The 2,976-nt window shown below is 70.5% G+C and carries 5 protein-coding genes and 1 pseudogene; all 6 read left to right on the top strand.

Annotation, left to right across the window (positions count from 1 at the left end; all coding sequences use genetic code 11):
• Positions 1-193 (top strand): annotated as a pseudogene (locus G6019_RS11185) (monovalent cation/H+ antiporter subunit D family protein); the annotation flags it as partial.
• Complete coding sequence (locus tag G6019_RS11180) at positions 190-555, top strand: Na+/H+ antiporter subunit E (protein ID WP_107755617.1); 366 nt, start codon at positions 190-192, stop codon at positions 553-555. The pseudogene G6019_RS11185 and the gene G6019_RS11180, both read left to right, overlap by 4 nt.
• On the top strand, positions 552-809 hold the full coding sequence (locus tag G6019_RS11175; RefSeq protein ID WP_107755616.1) for a monovalent cation/H+ antiporter complex subunit F: 258 nt from the start codon (positions 552-554) through the stop codon (positions 807-809). Before G6019_RS11180 ends, G6019_RS11175 begins: the two co-directional genes overlap by 4 nt.
• Positions 806-1,183: a cation:proton antiporter gene (locus tag G6019_RS11170; RefSeq protein ID WP_107755615.1), complete on the top strand. Its 378-nt coding sequence runs from the start codon at positions 806-808 to the stop codon at positions 1,181-1,183. Before G6019_RS11175 ends, G6019_RS11170 begins: the two co-directional genes overlap by 4 nt.
• Positions 1,176-2,624 carry a magnesium transporter gene (gene mgtE / locus G6019_RS11165; protein ID WP_107755614.1) on the top strand — a complete coding sequence of 483 codons (1,449 nt, stop codon included), beginning with the start codon at positions 1,176-1,178 and terminating at the stop codon, positions 2,622-2,624. Before G6019_RS11170 ends, mgtE begins: the two co-directional genes overlap by 8 nt.
• 37 nt (positions 2,625-2,661) lie before the next feature.
• Positions 2,662-2,922, top strand: coding sequence for a hypothetical protein (locus G6019_RS11160; RefSeq protein ID WP_107755613.1), 261 nt, complete (start codon positions 2,662-2,664; stop codon positions 2,920-2,922).
• Positions 2,923-2,976: the final 54 nt, after the last annotated feature.

The following is a 2,976-nucleotide window of genomic DNA, read 5'->3' as shown; positions in this document are numbered from 1 at the left end:
GGCCGGCTCGCCCGACCCGGACATGGTGCCCCCGGGCCGCCGGATCGGCCTGGCACTGGCGGCGCCCGCGCTGGCGTTGTCCGTGGTGACGCTGGCGCTGGGCCTGGGGGGTCAGCTCCTGCTCGAGCTGTCCGGGACCGCCGCGGCCAACCTCTACGATCCGACCACCTACATCCAGGCGGTGCTCGGATGACCTCCACCCTGACCTGGCCACTGAGAATCGCGTGGTTCCTGCTCTGGTTCTTCTGGCAACAGACCACCACCAGCGCGAAGGTCGTCCGCGACGCCTTCCTGCCCCACGCCTCGATCACCCCGGGCTTCGTGCGGTTCCCCACCAGGTGCCGCAGCGAACTCGAGGTGACGATGCTGTCCTCCCTCATCACCCTGACGCCGGGAACGCTGACCCTGGGTGCGCATCACCCCGGGGAGGGTGAGGACTGGGAGATCGTGGTCCACGGCATGTACTTCCCGGATCCCGACGACCTGACCGCCTCGCTACACGACTTGGAGAACCACATGCTGCGGGCGATCCGTCGAGAGGGGTTGACCCGATGATCGTCGTCGACATCGCCATCGTCCTGGTCGCCATCGCGGCGGTCCTGTCCTCCTACCGTATGATCCGCGGCCCCCACGCCGGGGACCGCGCCATCGCGGCGGACCTGCTCTTCTTCGCGTTCATCGCCCTTCTCGCCCTGGTCGGCGTGCGAGTGGACAGCCCCTTCGTCTACGACCTCGTCCTGGTCGCGACGCTGGTGGGCCTGGTCTCCGCCCTCTCACTGGCCCGACTCATGTCCGGAGGTAGACGATGAGCTGGGAACTGGTGGCGACCGTCCTGGGATCGGTCTCCGTCCTCGTCGGCGCGGTGGTGTTCCTCGGCGGCGCCATCGGTCTCCTGCGATTCCCCGATCTCTACGTCCGTTCGTCGGCGATCGGCGCGGCCGCCGGACTCGGCCTGGTGTTCGTGATCGCCGGAGCCTTCCTGCTGCACCCCACCTGGGAGGCCGCGCCCAAGGTGGCCGTGGCAGCCATCCTCCAGTTCGCCTCCTCGGCGATCGGCGCGATGTACATCGCGCGCGCCGGGTTCCTCTCCGGGGCCGCGCCCACCACCGCGACCCGCTACTCGCAGATCGAGTTCACGACCGGGCCCCCGACCGACTCCACGGAGGTGACACGCGATGACTGAGCCACGCGAACTCTCGGACGATCCCGCGGCACCACCGACCGACGCCACCGGGTTCGCGCTGATCGACGCGTCCGACGAGGACGACACCTCCTACGGCGAGATGAGTCTCGACGAGGCGACGCGGCGCCTGACCAGGCTGCGCTCACGCGGCGACCTGAGAGCCGCGTCGCAGCTCATGGCCTCGCTACCCGACCAGGTCGTGGTGGACATGTTCGAGCGCAGCACCGACAGGGACCTGGCCGTCGCGTTCCGCCTGCTGCCCAAGGGACGTGCGCTCGTGGTGTTCGAGGCCCTCGACGCCCCGGTCCAGTCGGATCTGCTCCGGGGACTGCGTGAGGAGCAGGTCGCCCACCTGTTCGAGGAACTCGACCCCGACGACCGCGTGGCGCTCATGGACGAGCTCCCGGCCCTCGTCGCCACCCGCCTCCTCCGCGGCCTGCCTCCGGAGGAACGGGCCCTCACCAACGAGATCCTCGGCTACCCGGCCGGCTCCATCGGCCGCAGGATGACGCCGGAGTTCGTCTCGGCACGACCGGAGATGACGGCCGAGCAGGCGCTCGCCCGGGTCCACGACCGGCTCGCCGACGTGGAGACCATCTACACCATCCCCGTCGTGGACCAGGGGCGCCGACTCGTCGGAGTGGTCGGTCTCCGGTCACTGATGGGCGCGGATCCCCGCGAGCTCGTCGGGGACCTCATGAACGACGCCATCTCGATCCACGCCCGGGCCTCCGAAGAGGAGGCCGCCCGTCTCAGCGCGGACGAGCGGGTGATCGTCCTGCCCATCACCGACGAGGAGGACCGCCTCGTGGGCATCCTCACCGTCGACGACGCGCTGCGGATCCTCGAGGACGCCGAGACCGAGGACGCGGCCCGCCAGGGTGGCGCCGAGCCCCTCCGCCGGCCGTACCTCTCCACGCCCGTCCGCTCCATCGTCCGCTCCCGCGTGGTGTGGCTGCTGGTGCTCGCCCTGGGCGCCGCGCTCACCGTGCAGGTGCTGGCGGTGTTCGAGACCACCCTGGAGCAGGTGGTGGCGCTGTCGCTCTTCGTGCCGCTCATCATCGGCACCGGCGGCAACACCGGCAACCAGGCGGCCACGACCGTCACGCGCGCGCTGGCACTCGGAGACGTCCGACCCCGCGACGCCCTCCGGGTGCTCGTGCAGGAGGTACGGACCGGGTTCATCCTGGGCCTGGCCCTCGGCGGCGTGGGGCTTCTCGCCGCCGGGTTCATCTTCGGTTTCGATTTCGGTCTGGTCATAGGCCTGACACTGCTGGCGCTGTGCACCATCGCCGCCACCGTGGGCGGGCTCATGCCGCTGCTCGCGCAGTCCGTCAGGGCCGACCCCGCGGTGTTCTCCAATCCGTTCATCACCACCTTCGTCGACGCGATCGGGTTGATCGTCTACTTCCTCATCGCCCGCTCCGTCCTGGGGTTGTAGTGGACGGTCCCGCTTCGAGGCCGGAGGGATCGTCACCGTGGACGTGGTGACCGTCGTCCTGCAGGCCCTGGTGATCGTGCTGGTGCTCAACATCCTGGCCTGCCTCGTCCGGGTGGTCCGCGGCCCCTCCCCGCGGGACCGCGTCACCGGGGTCGTCCTGGCCGGCACCACCGGGGCGGCGTCGCTGGCGGTGCTCTCGGTGATCGGCCCTCTGCCGTCGCTGCGGGATGCAGCGCTCGTCCTGGTGGCGCTGGCGCTGGTCCTCACCGTCACGATGGTCACCGCCCGCCCGCGATGAGTGGTGCGGGCGCCGTCCTCGACGTCGCGGTGGTCATCGCCGCCGTCCTCGGGG

The sequence above is a fragment of the Dietzia sp. DQ12-76 genome (assembly GCF_014145045.1).
Taxonomy (GTDB): Bacteria; Actinomycetota; Actinomycetes; order Mycobacteriales; family Mycobacteriaceae; genus Dietzia.
Note: the sequence above shows the minus strand (reverse complement) of the source record. Positions and strands in the feature narration are given on the sequence as shown.